27 protein-coding genes and 3 pseudogenes are annotated in these 24,962 nt (G+C 53.6%); 9 read left to right on the forward strand and 21 right to left on the reverse strand.

Annotated features, from left to right (window positions below; translation table 11 throughout):
- Nucleotides 1–63: 63 nt before the first annotated feature.
- Nucleotides 64–1,046 (forward strand): annotated as a pseudogene (locus ABOC21_RS23415) (quinone oxidoreductase).
- A gap of 459 nt (nt 1,047–1,505) precedes the next feature.
- On the opposite strand, the gene pspG reads toward ABOC21_RS23415, so the two are convergent.
- Nucleotides 1,506–1,748 carry an envelope stress response protein PspG gene (gene pspG / locus ABOC21_RS23420; protein ID WP_426813453.1) on the reverse strand — a complete coding sequence of 81 codons (243 nt, stop codon included), beginning with the start codon at nt 1,746–1,748 and terminating at the stop codon, nt 1,506–1,508.
- A gap of 138 nt (nt 1,749–1,886) precedes the next feature.
- Nucleotides 1,887–2,924 carry a tRNA dihydrouridine(20/20a) synthase DusA gene (gene dusA / locus ABOC21_RS23425; RefSeq protein ID WP_426813454.1) on the reverse strand — a complete coding sequence of 346 codons (1,038 nt, stop codon included), beginning with the start codon at nt 2,922–2,924 and terminating at the stop codon, nt 1,887–1,889.
- Between the two features lie 89 nt (nt 2,925–3,013).
- Between dusA and ABOC21_RS23430 the strand changes: the two genes are divergently transcribed.
- Nucleotides 3,014–4,108 carry a tyrosine-type recombinase/integrase gene (locus ABOC21_RS23430; protein ID WP_426813455.1) on the forward strand — a complete coding sequence of 365 codons (1,095 nt, stop codon included), beginning with the start codon at nt 3,014–3,016 and terminating at the stop codon, nt 4,106–4,108.
- 779 nt (nt 4,109–4,887) lie between these two features.
- Here ABOC21_RS23430 and ABOC21_RS23435 read toward each other — a convergent pair.
- The 8 genes and pseudogenes from ABOC21_RS23435 to ABOC21_RS23470 all read right to left on the reverse strand — a co-directional run bounded on the left by ABOC21_RS23435 (nt 4,888) and on the right by ABOC21_RS23470 (nt 11,370).
- Nucleotides 4,888–5,493 (reverse strand): DUF7736 domain-containing protein, encoded by a 606-nt coding sequence (locus ABOC21_RS23435; protein ID WP_426813456.1) that lies wholly within the window; start codon nt 5,491–5,493, stop codon nt 4,888–4,890.
- Nucleotides 5,494–5,495: 2 nt separating this feature from the next.
- The gene (locus tag ABOC21_RS23440) at nt 5,496–5,771 is read right to left on the reverse strand and encodes a hypothetical protein (RefSeq protein WP_426811934.1); all 276 of its coding nucleotides are present in this window, start codon (nt 5,769–5,771) and stop codon (nt 5,496–5,498) included.
- A gap of 9 nt (nt 5,772–5,780) precedes the next feature.
- The gene (locus ABOC21_RS23445) at nt 5,781–7,661 is read right to left on the reverse strand and encodes a hypothetical protein (protein WP_426813457.1); all 1,881 of its coding nucleotides are present in this window, start codon (nt 7,659–7,661) and stop codon (nt 5,781–5,783) included.
- 23 nt (nt 7,662–7,684) lie between these two features.
- The gene (locus ABOC21_RS23450; RefSeq protein WP_426813458.1) at nt 7,685–8,263 is read right to left on the reverse strand and encodes a tail fiber assembly protein; all 579 of its coding nucleotides are present in this window, start codon (nt 8,261–8,263) and stop codon (nt 7,685–7,687) included.
- A pseudogene (locus tag ABOC21_RS23455) lies at nt 8,263–8,772 on the reverse strand (phage tail protein); the annotation flags it as partial. The pseudogene ABOC21_RS23455 and the gene ABOC21_RS23450, both read right to left, overlap by 1 nt.
- Before the next feature lie 275 nt (nt 8,773–9,047).
- Nucleotides 9,048–9,821 carry a DUF2612 domain-containing protein gene (locus ABOC21_RS23460; RefSeq protein WP_426813459.1) on the reverse strand — a complete coding sequence of 258 codons (774 nt, stop codon included), beginning with the start codon at nt 9,819–9,821 and terminating at the stop codon, nt 9,048–9,050.
- The gene (locus ABOC21_RS23465) at nt 9,818–11,017 is read right to left on the reverse strand and encodes a baseplate J/gp47 family protein (RefSeq protein WP_426813460.1); all 1,200 of its coding nucleotides are present in this window, start codon (nt 11,015–11,017) and stop codon (nt 9,818–9,820) included. Before ABOC21_RS23465 ends, ABOC21_RS23460 begins: the two co-directional genes overlap by 4 nt.
- Nucleotides 11,017–11,370, reverse strand: coding sequence for a hypothetical protein (locus ABOC21_RS23470; RefSeq protein WP_426813461.1), 354 nt, complete (start codon nt 11,368–11,370; stop codon nt 11,017–11,019). The genes ABOC21_RS23465 and ABOC21_RS23470 overlap by 1 nt, the downstream gene beginning before the upstream one ends.
- A 434-nt stretch (nt 11,371–11,804) precedes the next feature.
- On the opposite strand from ABOC21_RS23470, the gene ABOC21_RS23475 reads away from it, so the two are divergent.
- The 3 genes from ABOC21_RS23475 to tnpC are packed head-to-tail and all read left to right on the forward strand — an operon-like array spanning nt 11,805 to nt 14,199.
- Entirely contained in the window at nt 11,805–12,218 is a 414-nt protein-coding gene (locus ABOC21_RS23475; protein ID WP_426811791.1) for a transposase, read from the forward strand.
- Nucleotides 12,218–12,565 (forward strand): IS66 family insertion sequence element accessory protein TnpB, encoded by a 348-nt coding sequence (tnpB, locus tag ABOC21_RS23480; protein WP_426811792.1) that lies wholly within the window; start codon nt 12,218–12,220, stop codon nt 12,563–12,565. The genes ABOC21_RS23475 and tnpB overlap by 1 nt, the downstream gene beginning before the upstream one ends.
- A gap of 20 nt (nt 12,566–12,585) precedes the next feature.
- A complete protein-coding gene (tnpC, locus tag ABOC21_RS23485) occupies nt 12,586–14,199 on the forward strand; it encodes an IS66 family transposase (RefSeq protein WP_426811793.1) in 1,614 nt (537 codons plus the stop codon).
- 28 nt (nt 14,200–14,227) lie between these two features.
- Here tnpC and ABOC21_RS23490 read toward each other — a convergent pair whose 3' ends face one another.
- Together ABOC21_RS23490 and ABOC21_RS23495 are read right to left on the reverse strand one after the other, a co-directional pair.
- Nucleotides 14,228–14,410, reverse strand: a complete 183-nt coding sequence (locus ABOC21_RS23490) for a hypothetical protein (protein WP_426813462.1) — start codon at nt 14,408–14,410, stop codon at nt 14,228–14,230.
- Nucleotides 14,410–15,165 carry a Gp138 family membrane-puncturing spike protein gene (locus ABOC21_RS23495; RefSeq protein WP_426813463.1) on the reverse strand — a complete coding sequence of 252 codons (756 nt, stop codon included), beginning with the start codon at nt 15,163–15,165 and terminating at the stop codon, nt 14,410–14,412. Before ABOC21_RS23495 ends, ABOC21_RS23490 begins: the two co-directional genes overlap by 1 nt.
- A gap of 148 nt (nt 15,166–15,313) precedes the next feature.
- Here ABOC21_RS23495 and ABOC21_RS23500 point away from each other — a divergent pair, with 148 nt between their 5' ends.
- On the forward strand, nt 15,314–15,931 hold the full coding sequence (locus tag ABOC21_RS23500) for a hypothetical protein (protein WP_426813464.1): 618 nt from the start codon (nt 15,314–15,316) through the stop codon (nt 15,929–15,931).
- A 413-nt stretch (nt 15,932–16,344) separates the two neighbouring features.
- On the opposite strand, the gene ABOC21_RS23505 is transcribed toward ABOC21_RS23500, so the two are convergent.
- From ABOC21_RS23505 to ABOC21_RS23525, 5 genes are read right to left on the reverse strand one after another with little or no spacing between them, the layout of a single operon-like run.
- Nucleotides 16,345–16,695, reverse strand: a complete 351-nt coding sequence (locus ABOC21_RS23505; RefSeq protein WP_426813465.1) for a hypothetical protein — start codon at nt 16,693–16,695, stop codon at nt 16,345–16,347.
- Complete coding sequence (locus ABOC21_RS23510; RefSeq protein WP_426813466.1) at nt 16,692–17,720, reverse strand: hypothetical protein; 1,029 nt, start codon at nt 17,718–17,720, stop codon at nt 16,692–16,694. Before ABOC21_RS23510 ends, ABOC21_RS23505 begins: the two co-directional genes overlap by 4 nt.
- A gap of 2 nt (nt 17,721–17,722) precedes the next feature.
- Nucleotides 17,723–18,025: a phage baseplate plug family protein gene (locus ABOC21_RS23515; protein WP_426813467.1), complete on the reverse strand. Its 303-nt coding sequence runs from the start codon at nt 18,023–18,025 to the stop codon at nt 17,723–17,725.
- Nucleotides 18,026–18,625, reverse strand: a complete 600-nt coding sequence (locus ABOC21_RS23520) for a phage baseplate protein (protein ID WP_426813468.1) — start codon at nt 18,623–18,625, stop codon at nt 18,026–18,028.
- Nucleotides 18,625–20,601 (reverse strand): transglycosylase SLT domain-containing protein, encoded by a 1,977-nt coding sequence (locus ABOC21_RS23525; protein ID WP_426815570.1) that lies wholly within the window; start codon nt 20,599–20,601, stop codon nt 18,625–18,627. Before ABOC21_RS23525 ends, ABOC21_RS23520 begins: the two co-directional genes overlap by 1 nt.
- Between ABOC21_RS23525 and ABOC21_RS23530 the strand changes: the two are divergent.
- Both ABOC21_RS23530 and ABOC21_RS23535 read left to right on the forward strand, forming a co-directional pair.
- Nucleotides 20,592–20,684 (forward strand): annotated as a pseudogene (locus ABOC21_RS23530) (TraR/DksA family transcriptional regulator); the annotation flags it as partial. The gene ABOC21_RS23525 and the pseudogene ABOC21_RS23530 overlap by 10 nt on opposite strands.
- 58 nt (nt 20,685–20,742) lie before the next feature.
- Nucleotides 20,743–20,994: a pyocin activator PrtN family protein gene (locus tag ABOC21_RS23535; RefSeq protein ID WP_426813469.1), complete on the forward strand. Its 252-nt coding sequence runs from the start codon at nt 20,743–20,745 to the stop codon at nt 20,992–20,994.
- Between the two features lie 238 nt (nt 20,995–21,232).
- Here ABOC21_RS23535 and ABOC21_RS23540 read toward each other — a convergent pair whose 3' ends face one another.
- On the reverse strand, nt 21,233–21,721 hold the full coding sequence (locus ABOC21_RS23540) for a cupin domain-containing protein (protein ID WP_426813470.1): 489 nt from the start codon (nt 21,719–21,721) through the stop codon (nt 21,233–21,235).
- A 114-nt stretch (nt 21,722–21,835) separates the two neighbouring features.
- Here ABOC21_RS23540 and zur point away from each other — a divergent pair, with 114 nt between their 5' ends.
- Nucleotides 21,836–22,351 (forward strand): zinc uptake transcriptional repressor Zur, encoded by a 516-nt coding sequence (gene zur / locus ABOC21_RS23545; RefSeq protein ID WP_426813471.1) that lies wholly within the window; start codon nt 21,836–21,838, stop codon nt 22,349–22,351.
- A 92-nt stretch (nt 22,352–22,443) separates the two neighbouring features.
- Here the strand turns inward: zur and ABOC21_RS23550 are convergent, their stop codons facing one another.
- The 3 genes from ABOC21_RS23550 to lexA form a co-directional block, all read right to left on the reverse strand.
- A complete protein-coding gene (locus tag ABOC21_RS23550) occupies nt 22,444–22,653 on the reverse strand; it encodes a CsbD family protein (protein WP_426813472.1) in 210 nt (69 codons plus the stop codon).
- Between the two features lie 126 nt (nt 22,654–22,779).
- Nucleotides 22,780–24,096, reverse strand: coding sequence for an MATE family efflux transporter DinF (dinF, locus tag ABOC21_RS23555; protein WP_426813473.1), 1,317 nt, complete (start codon nt 24,094–24,096; stop codon nt 22,780–22,782).
- Nucleotides 24,097–24,167: 71 nt separating this feature from the next.
- Nucleotides 24,168–24,776 (reverse strand): transcriptional repressor LexA, encoded by a 609-nt coding sequence (gene lexA / locus ABOC21_RS23560; RefSeq protein ID WP_426813474.1) that lies wholly within the window; start codon nt 24,774–24,776, stop codon nt 24,168–24,170.
- Between the last annotated feature and the right edge of the window lie 186 nt (nt 24,777–24,962).

Genomic DNA, 24,962 nt, shown 5'->3' on the forward strand with positions numbered 1-24,962 from the left:
ATTGAATGGAATTCCCGCTATAGAAATTGGCTCGAAAGGTTACCACATAGTTCAGGAGGAAGCATGGCAACACGTATTGAATTTCACAAGCACGGTGGCCCGGACGTTCTGCAGGTGGTGGAGTTTGTGGCACGGGATCCGGCGGAACACGAGATCCAGGTAGAGAATAAAGCCATAGGTATCAACTACATCGACACCTATATTCGCAGCGGCCTCTATCCGCCCCCTTCACTTCCGAGCGGATTAGGTACCGAAGCCGCCGGCGTGGTGAGCAAGGTCGGGCGCGGCGTCACGCATATTAAAGCCGGCGATCGCGTCGTGTACGCCCAATCGGCGCTGGGCGCCTACAGTTCGGTGCATAACGTCCCCGCCGATAAAGCCGCGATTTTGCCTGCGGCCATCTCCTTCGAGCAGGCGGCGGCCTCCTTCCTTAAGGGGCTGACGGTCCATTATCTGCTGCGTAAAACCTACGAAATCAAAGCCGGCGAGACGTTCCTGTTCCACGCCGCGGCCGGCGGCGTCGGGTTGATTGCCTGCCAGTGGGCGAAAGCGCTGGGCGCAAAGCTGATCGGCACCGTCGGCAGCGCGCAAAAGGCGCAGCGCGCGAAGCAGGCCGGAGCCTGGGAGACGATTAACTACCGTGAGGAGAATATCGTCGAACGCCTGAAAGAGATTACCGAGGGGAAAAAGGTTCACGTGGTCTATGATTCCGTGGGCAAAGACACCTGGGAAGCCTCGCTCGACTGTCTGCAGCGCCGAGGATTGATGGTCAGCTTCGGCAACTCTTCCGGACCGGTTACCGGCGTTAATCTGGGGATCCTCAACCAGAAAGGCTCGCTGTACGTGACCCGCCCTTCTCTGCAGGGCTATATCACCAGCCGCGAAGAGCTGATGGAAGCCAGTAACGACTCTTTTCGCTGATCGCCAGCGGAGTGATTAACGTCGACGTCGCGGAGAGTCAAAAATATCCGCTGGCCGACGCGCGACGCGCGCACGAGATTCTCGAAAGCCGCGCCACCGAAGGCTCAAGTCTGCTGCTGCCGTAATAGCAAAACGTCCTGCCGTTTGAGATATGCCGGGAAGCCCTCCCTAAATAATTCGGGCTACAGGAAGGCGGCAAGATAACGAATCCCCGGGAGCTTACTCCAGTAAGTGACCGGGGTGAGTTAACGCAGCCAACGCACCTGTAGTCTGAAGTATGACGGGAAGCCCTCCCTAAATAATTCGGGCTACAGGAAGTCGGCAAGATAGCGAATCCTCGGGAGCTTACTCCAGTAAGTGACCGGGGTGAGTTAACGCAGCCAACGCACCTGTAGTCTGAAGTATGACGGGAGGGGGGAAAAGTTTAGGGCTTCCAAATGGAAGCCCTGACTTTTTTTTAGTTCGGCTGTATGTAGGGTACAGCGCGATGAATTCATTAACGCGCTAATAGTGACAGATTTAATAAGCAAAACCTACGCTGTTTTATGCAAAATTCCTCAGGTTGTGACCGACCACTCACTCCCTTAATAACGCCAGCGGTTGTTGCTACGGTAGCGGGTAATTTTTGGCGTATTTATCGCCCGAATCACCCATACCGCCGCAACGACCAGCAGCAGCCACGGCAGCAGCTTAATCATCATCGCAAACAGACCGCCGACGAACATCAGCGCCGTCGCCGCAACGATGGCGGCAATAATGCCCAGCAGCGACACGCCGGTCATTAGCAGCATGACGAAAAACCCAATAATAAATAGCAGTTCCAGCATCGTCTTCTCTCCCAGGCAATAACCCTCATTGCTCAGATATTACAAGAAGCGTGCCAGGTATAATTTATTGAATTTAAATAAAAACGCCCCAAAGCAAGCTTCAGGGCGTGGCGTATTTGACTAAAATTTAGCGAAACGTTAACGCTTATCGGCAACCAGCTTCAGCGCGTGTTCCAGAACGTTAATATCGGCACCGGCCTTATGCGCGTTCTCACTCAGGTAGCGACGCCACTGGCGAGCGCCGGGGATCCCATGGAACAGGCCCAGCATATGGCGGGTCACGTGGCCAAGATAGGTCCCGTTGCTCAGCTCACGCTCAATATAGGGATACATGGCGCGCACCACGGCAACCGGGTCAGCATCCGCGCCATTGGCCGCAAAAATCTCCCGATCAACCGCGGCCAGCATACCTGGATTCTGGTACGCCTCGCGCCCCACCATCACGCCGTCCATATGCTCAAGGTGCAGCTTCGCCTCTTCCAGCGAGCGGATCCCACCGTTGATCGCCATCGTCAGATGCGGAAAATCACGCTTTAGCTGATAAACGCGCGGGTAGTCCAGAGGCGGGATTTCGCGGTTCTCTTTTGGGCTCAGGCCGGAGAGCCAGGCCTTGCGGGCGTGAATGATAAACATGTCGCATTCGCCCTTCCCGGATACGGTCTCGATGAAATCACACAGGAAGGCATAGCTATCCTGGTCATCAATGCCGATGCGGGTTTTTACCGTCACCGGAATCGACACCACGTCGCGCATCGCTTTAATGCAGTCGGCAACCAGCTGCGCATTGCCCATCAGGCAGGCGCCAAACATCCCGTTCTGCACGCGGTCAGACGGACAGCCGACGTTGAGGTTGATCTCATCGTAACCGCGCGCTTCCGCCAGCTTCGCACACTGCGCCAGCGCCGCCGGATCGCTACCGCCCAACTGTAGCGCAACCGGATGCTCCTCTTCGCTATAGGCCAGATAGTCGCCTTTACCGTGAATAATCGCCCCGGTGGTCACCATTTCGGTGTACAACAGCGTATGGCGCGTCAGCTGGCGCAGGAAGTAGCGGCAGTGCCTGTCGGTCCAGTCGAGCATCGGGGCGATGCTAAACCTGCCACACCAGTACTTTCCTGATTCATCAGGCACTGCGCTGTTTTGAAAGTTTTTTTTATTCTCGACATTTTGGTGCATTTTTACACATTCTATTGTATTTTTACTTTCTCAGTACACCAATTAGTACACCTTGCAAATGGTGTACCGGAAAGCAAGGCGGTTACATAATGGCCTACTATAACATAGTTAAGCGACCGCTGGCCGATGGCACAATCCGCTATCGCTGCACAGTCGGTATTAAAGCAGGCGGCAAGCACCTACACCGGGAAACTCGGACATTCAGCAAACAAGCAATGGCGAAGTCGTGGGGCAGTCGCCGCGTTCTTGAACTGGAAGCTGATGGTGTACCAGATACCAGCAGCACCAGCCAGATAACCACAGGTGAACTGATCACCAAGTATACAAATGATCCGGCGTTAGGGGGTCACGCGCGGCGCACCAAACGCTACGTACTCGACATGCTGGCCGACTGCGACATTGCCAGGATACCCCTTGTAGATTTAGCCGTTACCGATGTGATCACCCATTGCCGGGAGCGAGCAGGGGCAGGAGCGGGGCCAGCAACTGTAAGTCAGGATGTAAGCTACTTGTCCGGAGTTCTGGCGTCAGCAAAACCTGTTTACGGTATTGAGTATACCGATAACCCGGCGCGGGACGCCCGACCGGTATTAATTCAGATGGGCCTGATTGGCAAATCTAACCGGCGCAGCAGGCGCCCGGTGGGCGATGAACTCGACAGGCTGGCAGAGGGACTTAGGGCGCGGAGCTTGCATAGAAGCGCAATAATTCCATTCATAGATATCCTGCGTTTCTCTATTTTTAGCTGCATGCGCATTGGAGAGGTGTGCCGGTTGCGCTGGGAGGATGTCGATAACGACGAGAGAGCGGTACTGGTCCGTGACAGGAAAGATCCCAGGAAAAAGGAAGGAAACCATATGCGAGTAGCCCTCCTTGGTGAGGCATGGGATATAGTGCAGCGCCAGCCACGTACCACTGACCTAATTTTCCCTTATAAGCCTACATCCGTCACCGCTGGCTTCCAGCGCGTACGCAACGCGTTGGGTATTCAGGATTTACGTTATCACGACCTGCGACGCGAAGGGGCAAGCCGTCTGTTTGAGGCAGGATTCAGCATTGAAGAGGTCGCACAGGTTACCGGCCATCGATCGCTGAATATTTTATGGCAGGTTTACACTGAGCTATTTCCGAAAACGCTGCATGAAAAGTTTGATAAGTTGCAGAAAAGCAAAAAGATTGAGTAGAATCGCGAATGGTGATCTCCTGCCTGAGTCACTACCCCCACCCGGCAACTCTGACATGCGGCTGTCGGGTGGGAACTCAAATCGGGCAGTCATCCCGACGCAGATCGTTAACGGAAAATGTGACTACGCCGTAAACACCCTCACCCTCTATCGCCTCACCATCCACTGTTGTTAGCGCATCGCCCGCTACCTTTGTTCAGATGAAATATTTTAAACAAACAACTCCTTAAACCCTCCATTTTTCCACCAGTTTGATGAATTATCATCTGAAAACCTCATTGCTATGAGGTCTGGAGCTACGATGGGGCTCCTGAATGTGTGTAGCATATTTCACTGTCGAATTTGACACCGCCTTTCTCTGGGCGGTTTTTTTCTTTATCGATGAGGTTCTGTTTTGGGACTTGAAACAACCTTCGTCTGCATGCTGGTTCTGTTGGCAATGAGTTTACTTATCTCATGAAGTTAATGCCTTCGACGGCCATACCACCTGAGCCATATCTCTCTTTTTCCATATTTTTTCCATATTCTTTATGTATAAAGAGAGCGTTCACAGGGAAGTGAACGCATTGAGTTAATGAATAAAAAATAGGTAGCACGTAAACCTGGTTCCCCTCGTTCCAACGAGGGGCTTTTTACCTTGATCCGTCAGCGGGAAAATATTTGTAAACCGTTTTCACGCCCACCCCGATCACGTCCGCGACCTGCTGCTGGTCGCGCCTATCAATTTTCTGACAGGTGCAAGCTACTGATGTATGCGCTTATGCTGAGCATCCACAAGATTAGCAAAGAGACAGAAATTCCTCTTTGTAAAGGCAGATGATTTTATCCTGCCCGATTGACGGTAGTTCAGAATTAACGATTTTCCGGCCAAGGCGCTTTTCAAGGTCAGCATAGAACTTATCAACGTCGCCCAGAAGCATTCCCGTATAGCCAGTAACGATGACGGCCTGTTCTTCTGTCAGCCTGTTGTCACTTTCCGGGTGCGCATATGGGCAGAGCTTTGCGTAATCATCTTTGTACAGGGCGCTGATTTTTTCCTGCCCCACGGCAGCCAAGGTAATATCTCCCACTGGCTCACCTAAGCGCTTTTCGATATCAGCTTTTAGCGCTGCTATGCTGCATGCAGCAAAACCGGTAAAACCAGAGATGATTAACGCCTGCTCCGGTGTCAGTTTTTTGACTCCGCCCTTCGCCGCCTTATTCTCTTCCTTCCTGATGAGCACCAGCGCCAGCTTTGCTTCGGCGAGTTGGTTATCGTTTTCCTCTTTGTCTCGTGAGAGCCTTTGCATGTGAGCATTGAGAAGCGCATTGCGGGTGGAATACAACTCGATTTCAAGCTCAACTTCGCGCTTGCTCTTTTTCAGTAATTCTTCTTTATTCGCCATTTTTATTCACCGTAGAATTTAGTCAGGAACGCCTCGGCCTCGGAAACGAGGTCGTCTTCATCTTCAAAATTAAACTGTTCAACCCGTTCGAGATAAACCCCACTGTCGATATCAAATTTAATCGTGTGCACGGCGTTGGCGATATTATTCGCGGAGTCGATTACTTCAGCGCTGATAACGTCAATGCTCAGTACGACATCAACATTGGAAGCATAGGGGGCGCCAAACCCCATATATGTGGTATGGCGCTCTATGCTCTTTGAAACTGAAATTGTCATATAAACCTCTTATGCGGTGTATTTAGCCAGGATGTACCAGTATGTGCCGTCAGTCTCTAATATCACTCCGCCACGGGCAGGGATGCTGAATGAGCCTGCGCCAAATTCAAACGGGCCGGTCAGTGCAAGGGCGTACGTGGCGCTCAAATTTTTAACTGTGAGTTTTTTGTTTTTCATGCGTGTCGGCATAATGATGGCGTCACCAGCTGCTGCGGGGGTCGCAAACGTCACCCCGGCAAAACCTGACACGGTCTCCCCGATAGATGTCGTGGTCGAGTACTCTTTTGGAGTCTGCCACGAGCCGGTTTCGTCCATGCCGGTGATGAAGTTGTTGACATTATCAATAATCCTCAGCGCCTGGAGTTGAGGGTTTTTTATCGTTACGCCGTACTGGTTCGTCCAGACATAAATCCCGTTCGTGGAATTGACGTCATAAAATCCATAAAAGCAATTGCCGACAGATGGTGTGTTTGCAAAGCCATATCCGCTAGCACCGTCTGAGTGATTAGCATAATTGCGGAATCCAAAAAACGAATTACCCCTTGCCTGATATGCATTCATAATGTTGTACAAACCATTACTGATGACGTCCTGACCGTACCCGCTACCCGCAGCGGCCGCTTTGTTGTTTCTCAGATTTAACTCTTCCCCAACCATCTGAGAAGCGTCTGAGTCTTCATTTAGTGAGACAATAAAGTTCCTGCCAAATATTTTATTGCTGGGAACTAACTTCATCGTCGATCCGTCAGTTGGAACACCTGTAACAGTTCCATTACTTCCGGCCTTATACCAGGTATCTTCGATGTATATCGTAGTGCCCACCACACCCAAAACAAATGTTGTCCATGACCCAACACTGGTATCTGAGTCAACGACATTAATAACCTGTTTGGCACATACCTCAGAAATAATATCCCCGGGCAAATCGGTACACGTGACGCTGTCGGCGGAAAAAACGGTATTTGAACTCGTCAGCAGTGTGGGCTGTCCTACAAGGTGTCCGTACAGCAAAGACTGAGCACGCTCAGGGTTTTTCGATAAGTCGGCTGATGTGGCAAAGCCTGATATTGATGACTGAGGTTCACCGGCCATCGGGCTTAACTGGTTCCGCAGAGCCATGACTACTGAACGGTCGTACGGGCCATCGCAGTATTTGAAGAGCTTAGCCCCCATGTTCGGCAGCAGATACTGGTCATATCCGAGATAGGGAATGCGCAAAGAGGTTGCGCGGGCCCTGGCCTCGGCTTCAATGCCCAGCGGGTTAACTGCGTCTCTGTCTCCTCCAAAATCCATAAGGCTCATCGACTCAGCGTTTTTGTCATGCTGAGTTCTATGAACGGCGCCGTCCACTGTCAGTTTTGCAGCAAGTAAATAGTCTCCCATACCCTCTTCGCCTGAACCCAGGTTTTGGCGAAGAGTATCGCCATCCATAAGAACGAAGTGAGTCACATCATTCGCAAAACTGGTTGCGTCGGTACCGGTCGTCGTAAATCCGACATCTGTGGTGGCATTCAGGCGGTAGTACTGGTCGTTATACCGAACGTACTGATTGCGGGCGCTGAACTGAAACGGTCCGTCTTCATAGTCGCCGAGAAACACGTAACCGGAGCTATCAAGAAACGCCTGGAAGCGGCTTTCTTTATCCGCCTGAGCCACATCAAAAGCACTTTCCTGTTCCACAATTTGAGATGCGAAACGAGATTGAAAGTCACTCAAATTTACAGTGAATGCAGATTCCATCCCAAACCATGACATGCGACTACGGCCAAGTCGATCCGTCCAGAATGCTGATGTTATGTCGTTAAGAAAAAGGTCCATATTTTGCGCATTGTCGAAAACGTTGCGCATGTCTGCCGACGGGACCGGGTCCCGAGTTAAATAAAATGGCATAGGGGTATTACCTCAGAAACAGATCAGGCAGGAATTTCAGGCCAGGCGATATCGGGTGCGGTAGAGGTATCGATGCGACTCAAAGCAACGCGGTATTTTTTCCACTCAGTCAGTTGCGCGACTTCATCATCGGTCTGGATACCAAGCTCTACGGCATCACTTAGAGGGGCTATTTTTTCGTTTGCCTTACGCATTAACTCTGTTAATAGCTCAGTGGCGCTAACTACTTCGGCCTGGTGTTTGGCTTCCGTATCGTTAACCCAGTTAGCGCCATCCCATTTTTGATAGCTATCAGCAGGTGCCTTCGTCGTTACCCCTTCCGGCAACTCTCCGAGTGCTGAAATCTCAACAGGCTCGCCTGATGCAGTGCTGTAGACGATCTGTCCGCGATGGTCCTCGATAAGGGACCACTGGCCCGCGGCGGCATTGAAAACCGCTGTTTCCCCGGGGACTATTTCGGGTGGTGAACTTTGAGTGCTGCAGGCAGGCAAGCCAGTGTGAGGCGGGATCGACAATTCTTCAACGCCCACTAACTCCCCCGTATCGTCGCTGATATGATAAACGGTTACCACCTGAGTTTTGTCAGACATTTCAAAAACCATTATGCGAGCCTCACGATGTAGTTAAATGCGATGTTTTTAACGGTGTTTTCTGCATTACCCGCAGCATCGACCGTGATTGTGTGTGAGTGGGCCCCAATAACGACGGAGTGTGTGTGCGCCCCTGCAGTGGATGTTGTGCCAAAGGTTCTCCCACTGTTGCTACCAACCTCCTGATCGCTTCCGCCCTGCTTCTGCATTCCCGAGCCCCACGTGTGGGCGTGGTCGCCGTTGCTGCTTGTCGTTTTAGTGCCGAGATCGGTCGATGTGGCCGACGCTGTGTGAGAGTGTGATTTAACGCCATCCTGTTCCTGGGACAGCACCTCACGCCCGGTAGCCGGCTTCCCCTTAATGGTCCAGCCTCGCATGTCTGGAATGACACCTGACGGGTAAGCTGTAGCCAGTAACGGGTATGCCGTAAGGGTGAATGTCTGCCCCTGCATGAAAGCGAAATCGCCGTCGGCCGGCAAGGTATCAGAGGGCCAGGGGATTGGGGTGCCAACAGGCAGAGAACTCCGTGCAACTGCATTAACTGAAGTGATTAACAGGGATACCAGTTTTGCTGTATCGCCATCATCAAGAACATCTTCACCGGTTGTTTCAGCCATAAACTGAGCCAGCACGCTAGACATGACCGAACTCTGCCGAAGGGCTTTATTTATCTGAGATGACCGAGCTATTCCAGCTGTAAATCCCGTAGCTAAAGCAATTAACGCTTCCCATTCTGTTTGTGAAACAACATTAGAGCCTGCTGCGATAGCAAATGGCTTAAAATTATTAACTGGCATCAGAAGTTCGCTCCCCATGCGCCAGCTTCAAAGCCGGCGATATAGTCGTTTTCCACATCAAATCCAAAGAATTTATACCCGTTAGAGGGTGTTACCGTTTCCCTGACTCTTACCCCGGCTGCTTTCACGGTAAGAAGTCCAGCACGAATAACAAAAACAAATTCAGCAGGTAATTTGTCTATGGGGTTGATATCGTATCTTGAGGGTACGTAATCGGCAGGAAGAGCAACGAACGGCCCCCGGTTCATGCCGGAGTCAAATATTAGTCTGTCTATTTCCGGCATCAGATATTCATCATCGATAACAATAAGGACTGAGATGCTCATATCCTGGTTGTCGACAATAATCATTTTTATTCCGGTACCGGCGAGCGCTGTTTCCAGAATATCCGGCAACGTGCCATTCTGGCCGTTCCAGTTGTTTATCCCTATGCGGGCTTTTAGTACGACCCGATAAACATCGTCGCTCAGGTAGGTTAATGCGTCCGTAGACTGATAAGGACCCAGCCAAACCCCCTGATCCCAACCGACCCTTTCTTTATCCCATTCAAGAAAAACGCCTGAAATAGGTGCCGCCACCGTGCGATCTACACCAATCCACCTCCCGAGAATATCCAGTTGGTCGCCAACGGCGGTATCAACATCAAAGGCGGCGATGAGTCCGGCAGTCGCAGCAGAAACGTCAATTAGCGGCCGGGTGGATAAATCAACGTGAGCGAAGAATTTGGGCTTACCGGCATGGTAATTGGTGATCAAGTCGGTGTATTTGCTCATGGCGTCACCACCAGCACAATGTTATCCACGCTGCAGGATGCCGATTCATCATAGGCAACCACTACATTAGCCGCGGCTACGTCATCGGCAGAGCGACCAATCAGCAGCTCCATGATGTCGTAATAACGTGCGTTACCGCCGCTGACGACGCCCAGGTTAGCCGGGGAATAAACGCGGCTCAGCAGCACACTGTCACCGATGGCCAGAGAGTTGATATATGCAGCCACGGCCGCCTTGATCTCGTCACCGACCTCAGAGCTATAACCCGTCAGGGCCTGGAGCGTTATCGACACGTAGATCGGCACATCCACCGGGCGGGAGAAGCGGATGGTATAGGGGTTGCCGTATTTGTCGGTGACTATCACGGCCGTCGTACCATAAGTGGATACGCCCTGCCCTTTAACGCTTCGGATAGTGTTAGCGATTTCCGTTGCATCACCACCCTCGACAATCGCCGAGATCGAGTGCGGAGGCAGTCCGTTTGAATCCGTCACCTCCTGGTCGTTCTCAAACAGCTTGTGACGGGTCACGCCTTCAACGTTGGCAATCGCACCGTCTACAGCATCAAATGGCGTGAGAGACGCCAGTGCGACGCTTTGCGACTGCCTTACGCGTAGCTCTGCATCTGTTTCCGCTGCTACGCCTACAGTGGCCGCCAGCGGGTTAGTTACCGAGGCCCATCCGCGCGTAGGTGTGTTGATGCCGTTTACCGACCCCGCCACCGCGGCGACTGCTCCCGAGTTCGCACAGGTGGCCGTAGCTACCACTGTCCCGTCGGAGCCAATGACCACCGTTGCAGGCAGATTCCAGACCACGCTGTTTGTGTCGCGTACCGAGCCGTTGGTGATGGTCGTACCGACGGTACCGGTAAGCAGCAAATCGACAGTTGAATTTGTCGCTGCGCGTCGGGTGATGCCGTTAATTTTGACGTTGCTCGTCAGTGCGTCACCCAGCGCCGTCGCCGGCGAGAATGACCTGTAAACCGAGATGGCCGTGTTATTGGCGTCGTGAATGGCCAGCGCCACCAGCGCCACCATCTGGCCGTCTTTGCTGTCTGGTTCCAGATAGGCATCACTGCCGTAGATTTGCTGGAAATATCCGGTGATGGTGTCCAGCACAGTTTGATAATCGGGCGCACTAATCCCCTCAGCGGTTACCGTTGCCGATAAGCCGAGTGTATCGAGGTCCAGGGCCATTACGCCTCCGAGGTTACTGTGGTTGTCCCGTAGAGGGTTTCTACCGTTGCTGTGAACGTTACACGGCGCGTGCGGCCGTCAACTTCGGTGTTAAATTCGGTGATAGAGCTCACCCCCCGCGTTTCCAGGATGCGCCTGCGGATAGCCAGGTTGTAGGTATCTGGTCGTTGTTTGCCGAGGACTGACTGAATCCAGGGTGTTCCCTCCGTGGTATCGAGGAACCACTGACCGTACCAGAGCAGGAAGCGCGTTTTAATGGCCTGCGCGACTGCCTCCGGAGAGTTCACCAGCCAGGTATCATCGCCCCGGCCGAAAGTGTAATCCCCGTCATCATCTTCTCGACGGTAGCGCATCAATACCCTCCACGTCCTCGAAAGCCGCCCTCATTTGCTTAGCCATTTCCTCTGCTGGCATTCTTCCGGTTAACGAACACAATCCCGGGCAAATTAATGTTTCAACCGCCAAATGCTTTGCCTCTTTGAGCGCAGCGAGGAACGACAGATAGGCATTATTTGTTGAACTAACATCTTCAGGGATTTCCATGGTTGGAGACACAATGAGAAATTTAGGGTGCTGGGGACCAAATCCCATTGCGTGTACAGATAGCGCACGCCCTATAGGTAGAAAACCGTCGAACCTTTCAGCTATTGCAGACTGGACACGCACCTGCAGTTGATAACCAAAAGCGCTTAGATATACGTAAGCGCCCCGGCAACGACGTCTGTCGACGTACCTTTAATCCGGTGATGATAGAGTCCACTTAATTTTTAAATGGACTCTATCACAAATGACCCAACCGACAGTCCCACGCCAGCGGGCTACCTACTCCATGCCGTTCAAACTCGACCTGGTTCAGCGATCACTGCAACCCGGTGCCTGCGTGGCACGGCTTGCCCGCCAGAACGGGATTAATGACAACCTGCTGTTCACCTGGCGTCAGCGCTATCGTCATCTGGTTGATGAGCCATCTGATACACCCCCAGCACCGGCCATTATCAGTGACGATATCGTTCCTGTTGTGACCACCGAATACTCACGACCCGCGCTGCCCGAGCTCCCGGCAGCATCAGCGCAAAGCCTGCCACCGGATGCCGGGCAATGCTGTGAGGTCAGTATCGGCCGTGCACGCCTGAAGCTGTCCGGCAACCTCACCCCGGCCATGCTGTCGGCTCTGGTTCGCGAACTGAAGAGAGGTGGCTGATGATATCCCTTCCTGCGGGTTCCCGCATCTGGCTGGTGACGGGCGTTACCGACATGAGAAACGGCTTCAACGGCCTGGCCTCCCGCGTGCAGAATGTCCTCAACGAGGACCCATTCAGCGGCCACCTGTTCATCTTCCGGGGGCGCCGTGGTGATATGGTAAAGCTACTGTGGTCCGATGAGGATGGTCTGTGCCTGTTCATCAAACGTCTTGAGCGTGGACACTTCGTCTGGCCCGCTGTCAGCGACGGGAAGATCCATCTGACCCCGGCGCAACTGGCTATGCTGCTGGAAGGCCTCAACTGGAAACATCCACAGTCATCACAACGTCCTGGCCTGCGGGTGTAACCTGTTGTAATGTCGGGTGTATGAAAAATGAACTCCCTGACGATATCGACCAGTTAAAAGCCATGCTGCGTAAACAGCGGGCGATGCTGAACGACCAGCAGACCCGGTTGCGCCAGTATGCAGGCCAGGTGGCGGGTTATGAGCAGGAAATCAACCGCCTGAAAGCACAGCTGGATAAACTACGGCGAATGCTGTTCGGTCAGAGTTCGGAAAAGAGCCGTAATAAGCTGGAAAACAAAATCCGCCAGGCAGAGAAACGGTTGTCAGAGCTGGAAAGCCGACTGGAGGCGGCAAAAACCTGCCTGAATGGCAACGAGCCGGTACCGGATATACCAGCAGATAGTGTTGTCGTGTCGCAAACGACGCCAGAAAAACCCACCCGCCACACCGCCCGAAAACCGCTGCCAGCCGACCTGCCTCGGGAAACACAGACCTTACTGCCAGCGACCAGCGTCTGCCTGTCATGTGGTGGAGAGCTGAAGGTGATGGGAGAAACTCTCTCTGAGCAACTGGAGATCATCAAAACCGCCTTTAAAATCATCGAAACGGTCCGACCGAAGCTGGCGTGCAGCCGGTGCGACGTTATCGTGCAGGCCCCGCTCCCGGCAAAGCCGGTAGAAGGCAGTCGTGTGGGCAGCAGCCTGCTGGCCCGCATCCTGGTCGGAAAATATGTGGAGCATACGCCGCTGTACCGGCAGACAGAAATCTACGCCCGTCATGGACTGGCGCTGAGCCGTAACACGATGGTCCGCTGGGTCGCGATGATGGGCAACCGGCTTCGTCCGCTGCATGAGGCGCTCAACCAGTACGTTATGCAGGCTGGCAAGGTGCACACTGATGACACGCCGGTCAGGGTGCTGGAGCCCGGGAGTGGTAAAACGCGAACCGGTCGGCTGTGGGTCTACGTCCGGGATGACCGTAACGCCGGGGTGCCAGAACCGCCGGCAGTCTGGTTCTCGTACTCAGCGGACCGTAAGGGGGAACATCCTCAGCGACATCTCTCAGGGTACAGAGGCGTGCTTCAGGCAGATGCGTACGGTGCTTACGACACGCTGTATGAGTCCGGGCACATCAGAGAAGCAGCGTGCATGGCGCATGCCAGAAGGAAAATCCACGATGAGCATGTTCGACGCCCGACAGAAATGACGAATGAAGCGCTGAACCGTATAGGTGCGTTGTATGCCATCGAGGCGGAAATACGCGGCAGCCCGGCCGGGAAACGGCTGCAGATAAGAAAAGCACGGTCGGTTCCGCTGATGACATCGCTGCACGAGTGGATAGAGGCGCAAATGACGACGCTGTCGGTTCACGCGGAGACGGCGAAGGCGTTCGCGTACATACTGAAACAGTGGCACGCCCTGAATGAGTACTGCCGTAACGGTCAGGTGGAAATCGACAATAACATCGGAGAAAACGCGCTGCGCGCGGTGGCGGTTGGCAGAAAGAACTACCTGTTCTTCGGCTCTGACAACGGGGGTGAGGCAGCAGCCATCATCTACAGCCTGCTTGGCACCTGCAAACTGAACGGTGTGGAGCCGGAAGGTTGGTTGTGCGAGGTGATAAGCAAGATCAACGACTGGCCTTCAAACCGGGTACATGAGCTGCTGCCCTGGAACCTATCCTCCGTAAAATAATCCTTACGCCACGTTCATTATGGGGCGCTTACAGATATACAGCATCTATTCCGCCATTCATCCAGCCATAGCTATTTGCAGGGGAGACTATTGCATCCCCATTTACATCTCTGATATCCCCACAGAAAGTTGTGACCGAATCGACACCACTAAACGCTGCCTCCAGCGCTTGAATCACATCTTTGTTCAAATCAGAAAATATAATTCTCATTACTCCGGCGCTCCCGTACTGTCGTTACCACGCTCAACCCCGGCGTGCGTGTGCGTCATTAGACTCTTACCGCCAGCAGTCACGTCGTTGGTTACGGTGACCGGGCCGTGCATCGTGGCAGAGCCTCCGCTCTCACCCATTCCTTGCGACAGATTGCCGTTGATTGTCTCGTTGCCGTTAAGGATGATTTCAGGAGAGGTTATTTCCGTGCCGCCGTCAGCGCTGGCCGTCAATTTACCCGGCGTTTTAACGGTGACGTCATGACCTGCTGCCACCTCAATAAACGCCGATCCGTCGTCGGTACGCAGCTGCGCGGCTGTAGTGCTGATGCCGCTGATTTTCTTCGCCTGCGACTGCGGACCAACAATACAGAATGCATCCGATAAATCGTGCATGCGCCCGTCTACCGGCTCCTGTATGCCTCCGCTCTGCCACCAGAAATCAATGCAGCGGTCGGCAAATATCACCAGGCATTCATCGCCGGCGCTGACGGGAAATGTCAGCGTGCAGCCACCACCGCGGGGGAAAACGACAGGAACGTCCACCAGCAGCGGCAGGTTTACCGAAACCTCGACGCCTGATTCGTCCTGCTCTGCACCTTTAATGGCTGGTTGAACAACAGCGGTGACGGCATCGGGATCAAATGACTGAATGATGCCGGGAATGGAGACACGCATCGCGGACATGATCGCCTGCGCCAGATGCGCGTCGGCCTGCTCTTTACTACCGAGCTGGGAGTTTAGTGCTACGGGCATTTGGTTACTCCGGGCATTAAAAAAGGCCGCCCATTGGCGACCTGTATAAATGTCATGATTATTTTGTGTGTACTGAGCCGCATCTATTGAACTATGATGGTGTTCATCTGAGCGTTCAAAATTTACACTACTGTAAGCAGGTATACCCATGTTAGGCATGAGTGCGTTAGCTTTTATCACACCAGAACTTCCCAAGCTGGATGAGATGATCAGCGGCGTTTCTTCCAGTATTGAGCGTCCGCTTAATGATTTTGAAAGAAATCATAACAATGCGGTGCCTGAGAAAACGGTAAAAGAAGTTATGTTAAGAGTCTACAATTCGCAAGATATCGCCGACAAAGCATCCTCTGAAGCTAAACGCGTTACTAATGTTTTGTTGCATGGTACCGCGCAAGAAATTGAATCTTTGCATATTGTTGACGACTCTGTGATTCGTGAACTGCATGAGAGGGCTACCTACATTGAAAATGGTGTCCACAGGATCAAGTATGCCTTTTTCATTGCTCGTTCAAACCCAGCCTGGCACCCACACATCCGGACGCTCAAGCACTTAGAACTTCGCCTAATCCCATCATACGAAAATTATGTAAAAAACGTTAAAGAGCTGGCTGATACCGCGCAGCACTTCATCCCCACGGATGAGGGATTTGAGTTTGATATTAACGAGTTAAGCTCTGGTATTGAATCCCAAGAGGTTACAGCCCCTTCTTGGGTTAAAACAAACGATGATTTTATTAAATGGGTGAGAGAGTACAATAAAAAATGACTTTCACTGTAAACTACTCAAATCATTTCTTAAATAAAATCAGCGGCATAAGCAATGTGGAATTGATACTTATTAATAATTTCACATCTCATTTCAAAAAGAACGGTTTTTCTGCTCTGCCTGGTAGAAACAAGGAGTCTACAGGCCTAAGTAAAGCTTATTATGACAGGATTAGACTCATACAGTACGCGTTAACAAACAAGCTTTGGCATTACCATGTTGGACACATTCAATATAACCAAGTTAAAGCTTTTGGTGATTGGACATCAGAGTACGTTGTGCATTATCAGAGGTTAAACGACAAATCCATAAGACTTGTTTCTTATAGTCAGCATCCGCCATTTATTATGCCAAAGCCAAGCACCTTAATTTAATATATGGGCAGGGCAGATAACTGCCCATCGTTGCAAGTATTACTTCACCCTCTGGCAGTTATAAGTCCAGAACTCTCGGGGCTCGTCCATGTTCTTGCGGATCACTTCGACGTTGAGAATGGGCTTTCCGTTTCTGCGGATATAGTCCATCCCTAACCATCTACCAGTTTCAGGCGAAGGAATCATCCATTGAATTTTTACGTTGTCGTAGTCTTCTGGTTTACCTAAGAAGGTGATTTTTTGAGTCTCTGGCTTCCGCCCATTGATTAGGGTAAGGCCGTCCGCGTTAGCCTTTAAATAAAAATCACCGCACTGTAGAGCAGCAAGCACCTGTCCGCTAAAAGACATGACAAAAACGGATACCAACAATGCTGACTTGGCAAAATTCATCCCAGATCCACCTTTGCAACTGTCGACTGACTCATTAAATCCCGATCTCCCTTCGCCAGACAGAGCAAATCCATATACCACGCCTGCCCGCGAGTATCGCCAGTATAGTCAATACTGCCGACAATGTAATCACCATCGGTATTGATTGCAGCCAGCTGCGACCCAGGAAGCCCATCGACATAGATATTGCCGTCTGTGGTGGTTTCGCCTAATACCCCCGGAGACTGCCCGATTTGGTCATTGCCGAGAGCCTGACGATATACCGAGGCCTGATCCAGTCTGATGAGCCCACCCAGCTTTATGTTCGGGTTTATCAGGCAACGAACGTTAACGCCTGCACCCATTGTCTGCTGTGGCATGCCGATCAGGCCGGTATCGGCGTTCAGCACGATCGCCTCCTGGATATATTTGTCCTCAGGAAGGATATGCACCTGGTTGTTTTCATACCACCAGTTGGCTTTGCATTGCCCTGCCAGCCCGAACATCAGGCGCCCGGTATTCTGGTAAATGGTACGCCCGCGGGGGAAAACAGTTGAGCCGAAATCGGGCGTGCTACCTTCAGATATTCCGTATGGCCTTAATGACTGCATGCCGAGATCAAACAGGTCTGCGTGCTTCCAGCCAGCCGCAACCGTCGTTTTCACGCTCGCGTTCAGGTGCCCTTCCCAGCCATCGATACACTGGATGAGCACCCAACTATCGGTTACGTTCTCCTTACCGGTAATGGTAAACCGAATGTCACCATTGAAAATCAGACCGATATTTTTATCCGGGTATTCCCCGCTGTCATCAGCTGCGCCGTTGTATCCGGCGATAGCTCTGATCCGGGTAAACTCTTTGCCCATTATCCGGTTTTGAGTTTCAGGCGCCAGATTGTAAATTTTGAAGTTGCCGACGAACCCGTTAAAAATGGTGGCCGGCATCTTCTGTATGTTAAACGTCACCTTGAAATCTGACAGTGAGATGCCATCACCCTTATCGTCGATAAGCTGCAGCTCAAAATGCCGCATCCAGTTTTGAGACATGATCACTCCGTTACTACGTAAAGGTGGCTCTTAGTGCCGAGGTCTGCTGCCGTTGGGTTGTCGTTCGCCGGGTCATCACAGACAACATAGAGCGAAAACCCGAGGCTCATGTAATGATATTGGGCCAGCAGATCAGCGCCGGTAATCAGGGGAATACCCTTGATCAGGTCGGCGCCGCTGCTGTCCATGATATCGAGACACCAGAACGCAGCACGCCAGGTAATCGACATCTGAAAGTTCTGCCCCGCCAGGGTAATCGCAAATTTCTGGTTGTCAGGTGACAGCGGTATTTCTGATACGGTCATTTACCCTCCAGAAAAGAAGCTTACGCCCCGGCTTAGCAATGACTCATCTTTAGGCGTTGGAGTTTTAACGCCTGAATTTTGCACCGCTGAGGTGTTCGCGCCCTCTTTCATATTTTCCTTTGCGGCCACGCTGACCGTCTGCGTTTGGGTGGTGATAACCTCCCTCAGCGTAACCGTTGCCATCAGGACATTTTCACTGGCGCGATCGGTGGTCACATCCAGAGTCCGGATCACCATATTGGTATACTGCCGCTTGCCTGTGGTTACGTCGATGAGCTGTCTTTCCTGCTGCATTTTAAGCAGCTCGGCATAAACCTCTTTCGGGCCCATGCTGTTGAGCGGCGTTGACAGTCCAATGTTTCGGGTGTCGTAGAAATCAAGCAGTGAACCACCACCAGCGAAACCGATCTCCATTACCACTTCAGAGGGTCGGCGATAGGCATGGTCGGAGATAAAGCCAGTCCCGGCGTTGGTTGCCCTCTCCACCGGGTGTTCGGTTATTTCCAGCGCATCGCTATGCCGTTCAGTAACAACTACGTCGGGGATCATCAGTCCAATGCGCCGGCTCTGCTGCTGGAACAGCGTAGATAGAATATCCATCAGCTCGGCCCCCTCGCCAGTTGCTGGGTTGAGCGTGCATTAACATTCGCCTGATTGTCAGCAACGATTTTACCGGCCTCCCTTGGGTCGCTGACACCAGAGATATTGATGACCGTATTCTGGTTCAGCGTCGCGCCACCACCCGGCATATTGCTCATCACCCGGGGTATGTAGTTTCTGGTCTCCTGCGGCATCAGCGCCATGCCGTACTTCTGCACGTTACCGATCCCCCAGTTATATGAGGCCAGAGCCCTGCCAAGATCGCCGCCGTTCCTCTGCAGGAGCATCGAGAGATACCGCGCCGCCGCTTCCGCCGACTTCATCGGGTCAAACACGTCATTACCGCGTAGCCCCATATCGCGGGCGGTACCCGGCATAAACTGGAACATCCCTTTGGCGCCTGCGCCAGACACGGCAAACTGATTACCGCCGGATTCTGTCAGGGCGACGCTGCGGAGCAGGCCCGCCGGTAGGTTATACAACGCCTCCAGCTTGCCCATCATCGGAGCCATCCAGCCCAACAGTTGAGCGCCTGCTTTAGTGGCCTGAGGTCGTTTAACAGACTGCCCGTATTGAGTAGCTTCACCGCCAAACCAGCCAGTAACAGCCTGCCCAATACTACGCGGGTCAAACCCGGTTTTATTCTGAATCCAGTTAGCCGCGCCGTTAGCACTGTCTGTCACCGCATCTGGTGGCGCACTATTGCCGCCTTGCTTTAAAAGCTGCCTGGCATAAGCTGCTGCGTCTGACCATCGGCCTTCGTCAATAGCATTGAGAAGTTTGCCGATGATATCCAGCATCTTGCTAAGCTCATCAAATTGCTTTTTCAGGCTATCGAATTCGAACTTAATCGACCAGGTTTTGGGGTCGATACCGAAGAGCCTTATCAGCTCGTCCTTGAGGCGCTTAATGCCTGACCATAGCTTGTCAATGGCGCTAAGGGCCAAAGTTATTGCCGGTTCCCATGCCTTCCAGTCGATAAGGCTTTTGCCGCCTTCTTTCCATGTCTTGTAATCGTCGTACAGCAACAGGATTGCGCCAGCCAATGCCAGCACCCAGGTAATGGGAGACGCCATCATCGCCGAGTTGAGCAATCGCCAGACCACCACAAGCCCACCAAGTGTTTCAATGAGGGCCTTGGTATCGTCATTCAGACCTTTCCACCAATTCTTGACGTCAATGGCAGCCTGAATAAGCCGGTATACAATCCGACCTACTGCTTCCCCCATCCAGAGGATGCCCTTAACCGTCGCGGTGATCGCCCCTTCGATTTTCGGGAAGTTATCCAGAATCTGACGGCGCAGGGTGTCAATGGAGCCTGCCAGTCCGTTAGCCAGATTAGAGCCGATTTTATCCCGCGCCATGCCTGCCATAAGACCGAAGGAGCGAAGCGAGGTCATGAACTTATTTGAGCTGACGGCGGCCACATCGGCGTTATAGCCAATCGCCTTTGCCATTGCGGTATATTCGGCGCTGAACTGGCCGATACCGCGACGCATTGCCATCAGGGTATTTTCATCAATACCCAGCATCTGCGCGTACTGGTTAGCACGATAGTACGGCATGCTGCTAAGACGCTGGCCGACGCCGGTGAAGATCGTCGCCATATCCCGCATGTTGCCCTTAGCATCGCGGGTCTGAACGCCCAGGCGATTCAGGAACCCCTCGGCGCCAGGGTTGTTACGTACGAACCGTGACAGGTTTTCCAGTGAGCCGCGGGCGGCGTCCACGCTGCCGCCCATCTGGCTGACGGCATACCCTATCTGTTTGATACCTTGCACCGTTGCACCGGTGCGCTGGGAAGCCCAGTACAGGTTATCGAGGCTACTGGCGATTTTGGCGGTGAACGCAACGACCGACGCAGCGGCCAGTTCGATCTTAGCACCCAGCTCGATCGCCTTGAGTGTTGTTCCAACAATCACAGCATCAAATTTTCTGGCGCCAGCCTCGTCAACGTTAAGCCGCCATTGCGAAATGTCGCATCAACCATAACGCAGTTTCAGCTACTCACTGCTGTTGCTGCGGCGACGAAATACCGGAACGGCGCCGGGAAGTGGTTAAGCGGATGTTTGAGCGCTGGTGCCACTGTCGTGGCCTGAAAGTGGTGTGAGGTGGGTATGAATACTATGTTTTTGCTGATGGCTGAATTTGAGACATCCACGATACCACTGTCGGTTATTGCAGAGCGATATCTTGGTATGCGGCCGGCAACGGCGGATAAAAAAGCGGGCTGTGGTGAGTTACCGATACCCACTTTCCGTGTGGGTGACAGCCAGAAATCCCCGCGAATGGTTCATGTTGCCGATCTCGCGGAATTCATTGATATGCGCCGAAAAGCCGCTAAAGATGAGTTAAAGAATTGCAGATAGTTTATCGTTTTGGTACACCAATAGTACACCGTGATAACACAACCATCTGTTTATTAAGATGTATAACTCCCATCGAGCATCGGGGCGATGGAAAAACGGTGGGCAGCAAAAGCGGTTGGCGTTGATTCTGGCATCATGGCGAATAAATAGGCATCCGGGTAAAAAGGGGCGCTACTATAGCACAAAGATAAACCACAGGCGCATAGCGCCAATGGCCGTATCCGAGGTGGAAAAAAGGCTATTTCCTGCGCGGCTTACCGTCGTGAGGGCCGAAGAACTGCGGCGGATGGTCGACCCAGCGATCCTGACGCGTCGCGGCGTAGCCGGGGTTAAGCGGATAGTAGATCCGGTTAAATTTTTTGTTCGCTTCGCCTACCACCAGCAGGCACGCCTCCTCCTCGGTGTTATTCAGGAAGGTATGGCATACCCCGGTACCGGCGGGAAAACCGACGCAATCCCCCGGCTCCAGCTTCCACAGATAGCCGTTTATCCACACCTCCGGATACCCCTCCAGCACGTAGATGAACTCTTCTTCATCGCTTTCCGCATGCGGATAAGAGGTGCGCCGTCCCGGCGGCAGGCGCTCATGATGGATCCCCAGCCGGTTTAGCCTTAGACCGCGGGCCAGCGGCGCGCCGATGGAAAAGAGCTCGCCGCTGTCGGGGTAGGTGGCGTCATCCGGCCCCTCCAGCTCGCGCCAATGTCGAATGCAATCAGGTCGTTTCATCGTTTTCTCCCGAAAATGAGATGCATCAGGTATAGCACAAACCGTGGGTTCTCGGCGTTTTGCCTGGATCGTGATAAAGTAACAACTTCATCGTTACGCAACCAGAGGATGCTCATGGATAAGTCCACTTCGCAAGACATGTTAGCGCATGCTGAAAAGCTCTGCGCGCAGCGGGGCGTGCGCCTGACTCCGCAGCGCCTGGAAGTGTTGCGCCTGATGAGCCTGCAGCAGGGGGCAATCAGCGCCTACGATTTGCTCGATCTCCTGCGCGGTAAAGAGCCGCAGGCCAAGCCGCCAACGGTCTATCGCGCGCTGGAGTTTCTGCTGGAGCAGGGTTTCGTGCACAAGGTGGAATCGACCAACAGCTACGTGCTGTGCCATCTGTTCGATCAGCCAACCCACAGCTCAGCGATGTTTATCTGCGATCGCTGCGGGGTGGTGAAAGAAGAGTGCGCGGAAGGCGTGGAGGACATCATGCATACGCTGGCGGCAAAAATGGGCTTCGCCCTGCGCCATAACGTGATTGAAGCGCACGGCCTGTGCGCGAGCTGCGTCGAGGTAGAGGCCTGTAACGCGCCGGATCGCTGCCATCACGACCACACGATTCAGATGAAAAAGAAAGCCCGCTGAGGCGTTAGCCGCAGCGGGAATCAGGGGTTTTCGCACATCCTTGTCACATTCGGGCAGGCAATAACAAAGGGTTAACGCTCTAAATCTGCTCGCTACCAGCGGTAGTCATTTTTGGTTTCCCAGTCGGACACCTCTTTCTCCGCCCGATCTTTCGCGTAGCCGTAACGCTCCTGGATTCGACCGACCAGCTGGTCGCGCTTGCCCTCGATGACGGTCATATCATCGTCGGTAAGCTTGCCCCACTGCTCTTTCGCTTTACCTTTTAACTGTTTCCAGTTACCGCCGATTTCGTCTTTATTCATAATTCAGTCCTCATCGTTCGGTGAGTTAACAGCCCGCTGTGTGCCGGACATAGGATTAACTATAGATGAGAATGCTGGGTTAATTTTATTATTCGGAATCTTTAACCATATTAACGACAGAATGCGTTATGAAAACCAGGTTCCGCGCCGCCAGTGCCGTCGCCAGATCAGCGCCAGCGACAGGCCCCGCAGCGCCAGGAATACCGTCAGCGCCAGCCACAGGCCGTGGTTACCGAGTACCGGCAAAGTCAGCAGGGTTAAGGCAAAGCCCGCAGCGGCCACCGCCATGCTGTTACGCATTTCTCTGCCGCGCGTCGCGCCGATAAACATCCCGTCCAGCAGATAGCACCAGACGCCGATCGTCGGCAGAATCATCTGCCAGAACAGATAGCGGTCGGCGAGCTGCTGGAGCGAGGGTATCGAGGTCAGCAGAGCGATAATCTGCTCTCCCGCCACGCTGTAGATCAGCGCAAAAGCCAGCGCGACCGTGCCAGACTGTCGGCAGGCCGCACGCCACACCTCCAGCAGCCTGCTGCCATCGCGCGCGCCGTAGGCCTGCCCGGAGTGGGCCTCCACGGCGTAGGCAAAGCCGTCTAACGCATAGGCGGTGAAGGTCAGCATGGTCATCAGGATGGCGTTCACCGCCACGATATCGCCCCCCAGACGCGCGCCAAACACGGTCACCGCGCCAAAGCAGAGCTGCAGCAGCAGGGAGCGCAGCATGATGTCGCGATTCAGGGCCAGCAGCCGCCGGATATCGCCGCGCCAGGCGCCCTTGAGCATAGCGAACGACACGCCGCGCAGCGTCAGTACGCGTTTCGCCATCAGCAGGCCAATGATAAAGGTGGCGTATTCGGCGCTCACCGTCGCCAGCGCCGCGCCCTGCACGTTCATGTGCAGGCCCATCACCAGCCACAGGTCGAGGACGATATTCAGCAGGTTGCCGACAATCAGCAGGATCACCGGCGCGCGGGCATACTGGACGCCCAGCAGCCAGCCCAGCAGCACCAGGTTCGCGAGCGAAGCCGGGGCGCTCAGCCAGCGAATTTCGAGGAAACGCCGGGCCTGCTCCAGCACCGCTTCGCTACCGCCGACGATATGCAGCGCCAGGTTAATGAGCGGCATACGAAACAGAACGATCAGCAGACCGGCGGCCAGCGCCAGCCCAAGCGGCTGCACCAGCGCGCGCGCCAGGCGAACGGGATCCTTTGCGCCGAACGCCTGCGCCGTCAGGCCGGTGGTGCTCATGCGCAGAAAGAGCAGCAGCATGAACAGAAAGCTGGTCGCCGTAGCCCCGACCGCCACGCCGCCGAGGTAAACCGGGCTATCAAGATGGCCGATAACCGCCGTATCCACCAGCCCCAGCAGCGGGACGGTGATATTGGAGAAAATCATCGGTAGCGCCAGGCGCCACAGGGCCTTATCAGCAGCATTAAAAAGCATGGGGAAGAGCCTGAGCGAGGAGAGACAGCGCAGCATCATGCATCGGACGATGCTGCGTTAAGAGAGGACGCTTATAGCCATTCGCCGTTGCGAATGACGCCGACGGCCAGACCTTCAATGGTAAAGTTTTGCTCGCGAAGGTTCACCACGATCGGTGAAAACTCGCTGTTTTCCGGCAGCAGTTCGACGACGTTACCCTGCTTTTTCAGGCGTTTTACCGTCACTTCTTCGTCGATACGCGCGACCACAACCTGCCCGTTACGCACGTCCTGCGTTTTGTGTACCGCCAGCAGATCGCCGTCCAGAATACCAATGTCCTTCATCGACATTCCGCTGACGCGCAGCAGGAAGTCGGCGTTCGGCTTGAACATGGCCGGATCGACCTGGAAGTGGCCTTCGATGTGCTGCTGCGCCAGCAGCGGCTCGCCGGCGGCGACGCGGCCAATCAGCGGCAGGCCGGGCTCTTCTTCAGTCAGCAGACGGATACCGCGGGAGGCACCGGAAACGATCTCGATAGCGCCTTTACGCGCCAGCGCTTTCAGGTGCTCTTCCGCCGCGTTTGGAGAACGGAACCCCAAGCGCTGAGCAATTTCCGCACGCGTCGGCGGCATGCCCGTCTGGCTGATATGATCCCTGATGAGATCAAACACCTCTTGCTGCCTGGTCGTTAACGCTTTCATCCCGCCCCCTGGGTGTATATACAGTTATGCTGTGAGTATATACAGCTAACGGTGATTTTGGAATCAAATTTCACACAAAAATCAGGAGATTCTTTTCTTTTGCCGCCCGCTACGGCCGGTTAGCGCGAAGGGAGTTGCGGCGAAGCGCTGCTGCTCCACGCGGCGCAAAAAAAGCCGCACGGAGGG

It is taken from the genome of Klebsiella sp. WOUb02 (assembly GCF_050058015.1).
Taxonomy (GTDB): domain Bacteria; phylum Pseudomonadota; class Gammaproteobacteria; order Enterobacterales; family Enterobacteriaceae; genus Klebsiella.

What these genes read in the sequence shown, in the direction of transcription:
- ABOC21_RS23520 (WP_426813468.1), bottom strand. Translation starts at nt 18,625, where the DNA reads ATGGATATTCTATCTACGCTGTTCCAGCAGCAGAGCCGGCGCATTGGA.
- ABOC21_RS23435 (WP_426813456.1), bottom strand. Translation starts at nt 5,493, where the DNA reads ATGGCGAATAAAGAAGAATTACTGAAAAAGAGCAAGCGCGAAGTTGAG.
- lexA (WP_426813474.1), bottom strand. Translation starts at nt 24,776, where the DNA reads ATGAAAGCGTTAACGACCAGGCAGCAAGAGGTGTTTGATCTCATCAGG.
- ABOC21_RS23495 (WP_426813463.1), bottom strand. Translation starts at nt 15,165, where the DNA reads ATGCCCGTAGCACTAAACTCCCAGCTCGGTAGTAAAGAGCAGGCCGAC.
- zur (WP_426813471.1), top strand. Translation starts at nt 21,836, where the DNA reads ATGGATAAGTCCACTTCGCAAGACATGTTAGCGCATGCTGAAAAGCTC.
- ABOC21_RS23490 (WP_426813462.1), bottom strand. Translation starts at nt 14,410, where the DNA reads ATGAGAATTATATTTTCTGATTTGAACAAAGATGTGATTCAAGCGCTG.
- ABOC21_RS23515 (WP_426813467.1), bottom strand. Translation starts at nt 18,025, where the DNA reads ATGACCGTATCAGAAATACCGCTGTCACCTGACAACCAGAAATTTGCG.
- ABOC21_RS23535 (WP_426813469.1), top strand. Translation starts at nt 20,743, where the DNA reads ATGAATACTATGTTTTTGCTGATGGCTGAATTTGAGACATCCACGATA.
- ABOC21_RS23465 (WP_426813460.1), bottom strand. Translation starts at nt 11,017, where the DNA reads ATGGCCCTGGACCTCGATACACTCGGCTTATCGGCAACGGTAACCGCT.
- ABOC21_RS23460 (WP_426813459.1), bottom strand. Translation starts at nt 9,821, where the DNA reads ATGAGCAAATACACCGACTTGATCACCAATTACCATGCCGGTAAGCCC.
- ABOC21_RS23475 (WP_426811791.1), top strand. Translation starts at nt 11,805, where the DNA reads ATGACCCAACCGACAGTCCCACGCCAGCGGGCTACCTACTCCATGCCG.
- ABOC21_RS23500 (WP_426813464.1), top strand. Translation starts at nt 15,314, where the DNA reads ATGTTAGGCATGAGTGCGTTAGCTTTTATCACACCAGAACTTCCCAAG.
- ABOC21_RS23470 (WP_426813461.1), bottom strand. Translation starts at nt 11,370, where the DNA reads ATGCGCTACCGTCGAGAAGATGATGACGGGGATTACACTTTCGGCCGG.
- dinF (WP_426813473.1), bottom strand. Translation starts at nt 24,096, where the DNA reads ATGCTTTTTAATGCTGCTGATAAGGCCCTGTGGCGCCTGGCGCTACCG.
- ABOC21_RS23550 (WP_426813472.1), bottom strand. Translation starts at nt 22,653, where the DNA reads ATGAATAAAGACGAAATCGGCGGTAACTGGAAACAGTTAAAAGGTAAA.
- tnpB (WP_426811792.1), top strand. Translation starts at nt 12,218, where the DNA reads ATGATATCCCTTCCTGCGGGTTCCCGCATCTGGCTGGTGACGGGCGTT.
- dusA (WP_426813454.1), bottom strand. Translation starts at nt 2,924, where the DNA reads ATGCACCAAAATGTCGAGAATAAAAAAAACTTTCAAAACAGCGCAGTG.
- ABOC21_RS23510 (WP_426813466.1), bottom strand. Translation starts at nt 17,720, where the DNA reads ATGTCTCAAAACTGGATGCGGCATTTTGAGCTGCAGCTTATCGACGAT.
- ABOC21_RS23505 (WP_426813465.1), bottom strand. Translation starts at nt 16,695, where the DNA reads ATGAATTTTGCCAAGTCAGCATTGTTGGTATCCGTTTTTGTCATGTCT.
- ABOC21_RS23540 (WP_426813470.1), bottom strand. Translation starts at nt 21,721, where the DNA reads ATGAAACGACCTGATTGCATTCGACATTGGCGCGAGCTGGAGGGGCCG.
- ABOC21_RS23450 (WP_426813458.1), bottom strand. Translation starts at nt 8,263, where the DNA reads ATGGTTTTTGAAATGTCTGACAAAACTCAGGTGGTAACCGTTTATCAT.
- ABOC21_RS23440 (WP_426811934.1), bottom strand. Translation starts at nt 5,771, where the DNA reads ATGACAATTTCAGTTTCAAAGAGCATAGAGCGCCATACCACATATATG.
- pspG (WP_426813453.1), bottom strand. Translation starts at nt 1,748, where the DNA reads ATGCTGGAACTGCTATTTATTATTGGGTTTTTCGTCATGCTGCTAATG.
- tnpC (WP_426811793.1), top strand. Translation starts at nt 12,586, where the DNA reads ATGAAAAATGAACTCCCTGACGATATCGACCAGTTAAAAGCCATGCTG.
- ABOC21_RS23430 (WP_426813455.1), top strand. Translation starts at nt 3,014, where the DNA reads ATGGCCTACTATAACATAGTTAAGCGACCGCTGGCCGATGGCACAATC.
- ABOC21_RS23445 (WP_426813457.1), bottom strand. Translation starts at nt 7,661, where the DNA reads ATGCCATTTTATTTAACTCGGGACCCGGTCCCGTCGGCAGACATGCGC.